This window comes from Hydrogenophaga sp. (assembly GCF_048549895.1).
Lineage (GTDB): Bacteria > Pseudomonadota > Gammaproteobacteria > Burkholderiales > Burkholderiaceae_C > Hydrogenophaga.
Map to the genome: position 1 here is coordinate 1 of NZ_JBLYYB010000072.1, position 6,448 is coordinate 6,448.

Annotated in this window: 4 protein-coding genes; 1 reads left to right on the plus strand and 3 read right to left on the minus strand. The window is 69.0% G+C overall.

Annotated features, from left to right (window positions below):
- Positions 1–42 precede the first annotated feature (42 nt).
- The 3 genes from ACN4F8_RS06975 to ACN4F8_RS06985 form a co-directional block, all read right to left on the minus strand.
- Complete coding sequence (locus tag ACN4F8_RS06975) at positions 43–897, minus strand: delta(1)-pyrroline-2-carboxylate reductase family protein (RefSeq protein ID WP_419472883.1); 855 nt, start codon at positions 895–897, stop codon at positions 43–45.
- A complete protein-coding gene (locus tag ACN4F8_RS06980; protein WP_419472884.1) occupies positions 894–2,036 on the minus strand; it encodes a sensor histidine kinase in 1,143 nt (380 codons plus the stop codon). The genes ACN4F8_RS06975 and ACN4F8_RS06980 overlap by 4 nt, the downstream gene beginning before the upstream one ends.
- A 142-nt stretch (positions 2,037–2,178) precedes the next feature.
- Positions 2,179–3,075 (minus strand): hypothetical protein, encoded by an 897-nt coding sequence (locus tag ACN4F8_RS06985; RefSeq protein ID WP_419472885.1) that lies wholly within the window; start codon positions 3,073–3,075, stop codon positions 2,179–2,181.
- On the opposite strand from ACN4F8_RS06985, the gene ACN4F8_RS06990 reads away from it, so the two are divergent.
- On the plus strand, positions 3,011–6,448 hold a 3,438-nt coding region (locus tag ACN4F8_RS06990), incomplete at its 3' end, for a PAS domain S-box protein (RefSeq protein ID WP_419472886.1). The two genes, ACN4F8_RS06985 and ACN4F8_RS06990, sit on opposite strands and share 65 nt — an antisense overlap.

Here is a 6,448-nt window from a genome sequence, read left to right on the forward strand (position 1 = left end):
CACGTCCAGTCGTGCCGCTGCCATTTCCCTCCCGGACCTCCCTCAGCTCTTGAAGAACACCGGCCCGCTGCGCCGGTGCGCGGCGGGGTCGCGCACCACGTCGGCCAGTGTGGGCAGGGCAGACACATCCAGCCCGGCTTGCAGCAGATCGCCCGCTTCGTGGTCGGCGTCGCGCGTGTCCACCACCAGCTGGCCCTGCGTGGCCATCCAGCGGCAGACCCCGGGCGCCCACTCCACCATGCGCGGCGTGAACGCGCCCACGGCTGCCACGAAGGCGTCGGTGCGCGGATGTGCGCGCAGCGCGATGCCTTGCGCCGAGGTGCAGCTCACCACCAGCGGGCAGTCGGCCAGTGCGGCGTCGGCATCCACCACGCGCTGCGCGCGCAGGCCCAGGCTGTGTGCGTGCTGCACCAGCGCTTCGGCGCTCGCGATGCTGCGTGAAGCCACCCACACCTCCTGCACGCCCAGGCCTTGGTGAAACGCTTCGAGGTGGGCGCGGCCCTGCACGCCCGCGCCCACGATCAGCAAGGGTCCATCGGTGCGCGGCGCCAGCCGCCGCGCGGCCAGCAGCGACACCGCTGCGGTGCGCCGCGCGGTCACGGTGGGGCCGTCGAGCAGGGCGGTGCGCTCGCCGGTGACCGCATCGAACACCACGATGTCGCCCTGGATCGTGCTCAGGCCGCGTGTGGCGTTGTCGGGGATGAAGGTGATGAGTTTGGTGATGGCCACACGCGCGTCGGCTGCGGGCATCACAAAGAAGCTGCCGCCGCCGGCCAGCGCCTGCACGGTGCGCGGTGGCACCACCACGCCAGGGTCGCGCAGCAGGACTTCGATCTCGTGCGCCAGCGCCGGGTAGGGCAGGGCGTCGGCGGTCTGTCGGGCGTTCAGCGCGCTCACCCCTGGCTGGCGGGCAGCGCGATCGTGAAGCTGGCGCCTTCGCCCAGCCGCCCGCGCGCCACCACCGTGCCGCCGTGGCGCTCGACGATGCGCCGCACATTGGCCAGGCCCATGCCTTCGCCCACAAACTCGTCGGCTGCGTGCAGGCGCCGAAACGGCTTGAAGAGCTGATCGGCCTGCTTGGGGTCGAAGCCTGCGCCGTCGTCGGCGAACACGATGTGGTGACCACCGTCGGGCAAGGCCCGCGCGGCCACGCTGATGTGGGCCTGCTCGCGCGCCGAGGTGTACTTGACCGCATTGCCCAGCAGGTTCACAAAGGCCTGCTGCAAGAGGCCTGCGTGTCCGTTGATCTCGGGCATCGGGCCGATGCTCCAGTCGATCGCGCGGTCCGCGCATTGCGGTTGCACCGTGGCCAGTGCCGCCTTCAACACCTCGTCGAGCCGCAGCGGCGCCATGGTGAGCGGCTGGTTGCCCAGGCGGGCGAAGTCCAGCAGGTCGCGCACCATGCGCAGCGCCAGGTCGCCCGACTGCACGCCGCGGCGCATCATTTCGGCCTGCTGCGGATCGAGCTGTTCGCCCAGGTCCTGCAGGGTCATCGCCAGGATGCTGCGCATGTTCACCAGCGGCCCGCGCAGGTCGTGCGCCAGCCGGGCGGCAAAGGCGTCGAGCTCCTGGTTCACGGCCACCAGTTCCTTGACCTGCTGCGACACCTCGGCCTCCAGCCGGCGGTTGTTGACCCGCAGGCGCTGCACTTCGAGTGCGCGCTCCACCGCCGGCACGATGCCGCTGATGCGAAAGGGTTTCTGCACGTAGTCGATGGCGCCGTTCTTCATGGCGTCCACCACGCTGCCGATGCTGCCGTGCGCCGTCATGAGCACGACCACCATGTCGGGGGCCACCGCCTGCGCGCGGCGGGTGAGCTCGATGCCGTCCATGCCCGGCATCTGCAGGTCGGTGAGCATGAGTTCAAAGGCCGATGTGTCCAGCCGGCCCAGGGCCTCCAGTGGATCGGTGCAGCCCACCACGTCGTAACCCTGATCAACCAGGATCTCGCACAGGGCGCGTTGCTGGGGGGCTTCGTCGTCCACCACGAGCAGGCGGGCGCGGGGTCGATGGAGGGCAGGACTGCGATGTGGCATGTTGGGGCGCCCGTTGGCCGATCGGTGGCGTGACCTTGTCACATGAGGAGTTTTTTCACAGTCGCATGGTGACACATACCCTACCACCTACCGCGTTTGTGCGAGCATGTGCGCCAGCAGCTTTCGGTGATTTATTTCTGCTTCAACCAACAGGAGCGATGCTTTGCGTCAAAAGACGGGAATCCGCAGCCTGCTGCTCCTGCTGGTGGTCATCGCCGTCCTGCCGGGCCTGGCCATGCTGATGGTCAGCCACACCCAGACCACCCACGAAGCGGTGCAGCGCGGGCGCCAGGAAATCAAGGCGGTGGGCATGCTGGCGGCGGCCAACCAGGAGCAACTCATCGAGGGCGTGCGGCAGATCCTGGCCACCGTGGCCGCAGGCCCCTCGGTGCGCCGCAACGACCTGCGCGATCTCTGCTTTGAATTCCTGCGCAACGTGGCAGCGGCCACACCGGGCTACGGCAACATCGGTGTGGCCAACCTTCAGGGCGACATCCAGTGCCTGGCCCAGACCGGCCCGAAGCAGATCAACGTGGCCGACCGCAGCTACTTCCGCAACGCGGTGCGCACCCAGCAGTTTTCCCTGGGCGAATACCTGGTGGGACGCGTCTCGGGCAAACGCCAGCTCAGCTTCGGCATGCCGGTCTACGACTATGGCAATGTGCTGGTGGGCGTGGCCTTCACCACCGTGGACCTGGTGCCCGCCGCAGAACGCCTGCAGTCTTTGCCCCTGCCCGGGGCGATGCACGTGGTGTTCACCAACGCCGAGGGCACGCTGCTGGCCTCCAGCCACCTGGGCCTGGAGGCCATCGGACAGCCGATCCGCCAGGACCTGCGTGACGCCGTTCTGGCCGGCGCCACCGGCAGCTTCGATCTGCGCGATGCGCAGGGCGACCACTGGCTGTACGAAGTCGTTCCGCTGAAGGGGGTGGGCGGGGATGGCCTGCAGGTCATCGTCGGTGGCCGGCAGAGCGATGTCCTGGCCCCGGCCACCCGGCAAGCGCCAGCAGCTCGCCGCGATGTCGCTGGCCGCGCTCATCGGCCTGGTGCTGGCCTGGCGCCTGGGGGTGCGGCGCATTGCGCAGCCGGTGTCGCACCTGCTGGGGCGCATGCGCGCTGCAACGCTGAACCAGCCACCGTCGCAGCCGATGCCTGCATCCGCGGGCCGCGAGTTTGCCGAGATCGACGCAGGGCTGGAAAGCATGCTGGCCGAACTCTCGAAAAACCAGGCCCAGCTGGTCAAGGCGCAGCAGATCACGCGCGTGGGCTTCTACCAGCTCGACCTCAACACCCGGATGTACAGCGCCTCGGACACGATTTACGAGTTGCTGGGCCTGGACCCCGCCATGGGGCCGGTGGCGGTGGAGACCTACCAGGCCATGATCCACCCGGAGGACAGGGAGAAAGTGAACGCCCACCGCGACATGCTGTTCAAGGGCGGCAAACCACTGCGCCTGCAGTACCGCATCGTGCGCACCGATGGCCTGGTGCGCTGGGTGGACGGCTTCGGCTTCGTGGAGCGCGATGCGGCCGGCACGCCGCTGGTCTATGCGGGTGCCCTGCAGGACATCACCGAGCAGCACCGGCTGCGCCGCCTGTACATGGTGCAGGGCCAGATCAACGCGGCCATCGTCTCGGCCACCACCCGGGATGCCCTGCTCCAGCGCGTGTGCCAGATCGCGGTGGACGAAGGTGAGCTGCGCATGGCCTGGGTGGCCAGCATGGACGTGCAGCGGCGCACCATGACGGCCCTGGTGAGCGCGGGTGCCGACGACGGCTACACCGACCTGCTCAATAGCGCGGCGGTGGACGTGGACACCTACCCCTCGCCCGTGCCCACCGCACTGCGCACGCGCCAGCTGGTGGTGTCCAACGACATCGCCAGCGATCTGAACATGGGCGCCTGGGCCGTGACGGCGGTGCGCCGGGGCTACAAGGCGGTGGCCGTGGTGCCGATCGCGCCGCAGCGGCAGGTGCCCATGGCCCTGGTGCTCATGGCCAACGAACCCGGGTACTTTCTCGACGAAGAAAGCCGCCTGCTCTCGGCCATGGGCGAGAGCCTGGCGGCGGCACTCGATCAGCTGGAGCGGGTTGCCGAGCGCAAGGTCCGCGAAGAACGCCTGATGCTGCTGGAGACCTGTGTGTCCCGGGTCAACGACATCGTGCTGATCACCGAGGCCGAGCCGTTTGACGAACCGGGGCCGCGCATCCTGTATGTCAACGAAGCGTTCGAGCGCCTGACCGGCTACAGCGCGGCCGAGACCCTGGGGCAAACCCCGCGCATGCTGCACGGCCCCAAAACCCAGCGCGATGCGCTGGACCGCATCCGCCAGAGCATCCAGCGGTGGGAGCCGGTGCGCGAAGAGGTGATCAACTACCGCAAGGACGGCAGCGAGTTCTGGCTGGAGCTCGACATCGTGCCGATCGCCGATGAGACCGGCTGGTTCACCCACTGGGTGGCGATCGAACGCGACATCACGCAGCGCAAGCTGGCCGAGGAAAAAGAGGCCCGGTTGCGTGGCGGCTTTCAGCTGCTGTTCCTGGGCAACCCGCACCCGATGTGGGTGCTGGACCGCGACACCCGCGCCTTCCTCGAAGTGAACAACGCCGCGGTTGAGCAATACGGTTACAGCCGCGAGCAGTTTCTCGCGCTGACGCTGGATGACCTGCGCCCCGAGAGCGAAAAGCAACGCCTGCGCGACCGCGTGCGCGTGGGCTCGCCCGATGGCCGCGAGCGGGTCGGCACCCGGGTGCATCTGCGCAAGAACGGCACCTCGATTGCGGTGGACATCACCACCCAGAACCTCAACTACAACGGGCGCGAGGCCGAGCTGGTGGTGGCGATGGACATCACCGAGCAGGTGGCGATGGAGACGCAGCGCGCACAGGCGCTGCTGGCGGTGCAGGCATCGCAGGCCAGCCTGGCGCGCTCGCAGTTGCTGGCCCGCATGGGCAGCTGGGAGCGCCGGGCGCAGGACCGCTCGGCGGTGTGGTCGGCCAACCTGTACGCCCTCACCGGTCTGGACCCCGCCGCCGGTGCGCCGAGCATTGAAAAAACGCTGGATCGGGTGCACCCGGACGACCGCGCCGAGTACCTGCAGACGATGAACGAATGCCTGCGCGACGGCACCTCGCGAAGCTGGACCTACCGCTGCTTCCTGCCCGACGGCAGCCTGCGATGGTTCGAAGAAAACATCGACGAGCCGCGGCGCGACGCCAGCGGTGCGGTGGTCTCGGTCAGCGGCACGGTGCAGGACGTGACCGAGCGCGTCCAGGCCGAAGCCCGGCTGCAACTGCAGCTCTCGCGCACCGAGTTGCTCAACCACATCGTTCGCGCCACCGACGAACGCCTGGATCTCGACCGCATCTTCCGCGTGGTCTGCGACAACATCGAGTCGCGCTTCGCCACCGTGTTCTCCGCCGCCTTGCTGTTCGACCAGGCAACCCGCTCCTTCAAGGTGGCCCACCTGGGGATGCAGGGCACCGCGCTGGCGGTGCAGCTCGGGCTGCAGGAGGGCGACGCCCTGCCCGCCGCAGACAGCGGCCTGTCGCGTTGCACCCAGGGCGAGCTGCTGCACGAGCCGGTGCTGGCCGACGCGCCGGTGGCCTGGCTGCAGCGGCTGGCCAGCGCGGGCGTGGGCTCGGCGGTGTTTGCGCCGCTGCAGGCACAGGGCGAGGTGCTGGGTGTGCTGGTGGCGGCGCGGGCGCACGGGCACGGCTTTGACAGCGGGGAGTGCGAATTCATGCGCCAGCTGGCCGAACACGTGGCGCTGGCCGCCAGCCAGGCCCGCCTGCACCGTTCACTGCAACAGGCCTACGACGAGCTCAACGAGGCGCAGCAGGTGGTGTTGCAACAGGAGCGCCTGCGCGTGCTGGGGCAGATGGCCAGCGGCATCGCGCACGACATCAACAACGCCATCTCCCCGGTGGCGCTCTACACCGAATCGCTGCTGGCCAACGAGAGCGGTCTCAGCGAGCGCGGACGTGCGCAGTTGCAGACGGTGCAGATCGCCGTGGACGACGTGGCCGAGACCGTGGCGCGCATGCGCGAGTTCTACCGGCCCAGCGACACCGGCGTGCAGCGCCGTGCGGTCGACCTCAACCCGCTGGTGCGCCAGGCCCTCGATCTCACCCGCGCGCGCTGGCGCGACATGCCGCAGCAAGCCGGCATCTCGATCGACGTGGTGCTCGACCTGGGCGCCCCCCTGACGCCGGTCTTCGTGATGGAAGGCGAAATCCGCGACGCGCTGACCAACCTGGTGCTCAACGCGGTGGACGCCATGCCCGAAGGCGGCACGCTCAGCCTGCTGACCTGCCAGGAGACGCAGGCCGATGGCACCGCGCAGGTGGTGCTGGAGGTGCGCGACAGCGGCATCGGCATGGACGCCGAAACCCAGCGGCGCTGCCTGGAG

Bases quoted from the DNA above. Each gene is read 5' to 3' on its own strand.
- ACN4F8_RS06980 (WP_419472884.1), bottom strand. From the start codon at position 2,036: ATGCCACATCGCAGTCCTGCCCTCCATCGACCCCGCGCCCGCCTGCTC.
- ACN4F8_RS06985 (WP_419472885.1), bottom strand. From the start codon at position 3,075: ATGAGCGCGGCCAGCGACATCGCGGCGAGCTGCTGGCGCTTGCCGGGT.